Source organism: Bacillus cereus group sp. N6 (assembly GCF_016483705.1).
Taxonomy (GTDB): Bacteria; Bacillota; Bacilli; order Bacillales; family Bacillaceae_G; genus Bacillus_A; species Bacillus_A wiedmannii.
In genome coordinates this window covers 1-604 of sequence record NZ_JAEHBI010000196.1, presented here as the reverse complement: position 1 = coordinate 604, position 604 = coordinate 1, and the positions used below count along the sequence as shown (strand labels likewise).

Genomic DNA, 604 nt, shown 5'->3' with positions numbered 1-604 from the left:
CAGCCGAAAGGATCAAAATTAAAGCGGAAATGATTGATTTAGTTGGTAAGGTGAAAACGAATTGGATTCAATCTGGATTGCTAACCGGTTGCCAAGTTCGAACATCGAATACGGATAACTACGTAAGCTTAGATGACCAATTTATACGTCTCTATGAAAAAGGGGTTGCTAGAGCATTTCTAGGACATTACAGAAGGTCAGATGGTTCCGTACAACCCACTTTTATCTTAGGATCAGATGAAAAGACTAGCGCTCCAGCAGGCGCTTTATTTATGTCTCAAGCAGGTGCAGGATGGTCTGGGGCTTATGCGAACATTGGTATTGGCGATGGGATAGAAAATGGTGAAATCAAAAAATCTGTGTATTGGGAGTTACAAAGAAACGGACTCAGTGTGCTAAACGCGAATGATTCCCATGTTTTTTATGCTGGGAAGGGGAATTGGTATTTTAGACGAGGGAAAACGGGGTTATATCAAACTTCGCTAGTCGTTGAAGATCATGGTACAGATTCAGATTTACGATTACCGAATATCACTTTACGTAATAGCCGTGCAGCAGGATATACTGGCGTTCTCCAAGTGAAGTCACCTGTTACACAAAATGG

Annotated in this window: 1 pseudogene; it reads left to right on the top strand. The window is 41.6% G+C overall.

The features are described 5' to 3' along the window. A pseudogene (locus tag JDS99_RS30910) lies at window positions 1–604 on the top strand (phage tail spike protein); the annotation flags it as partial.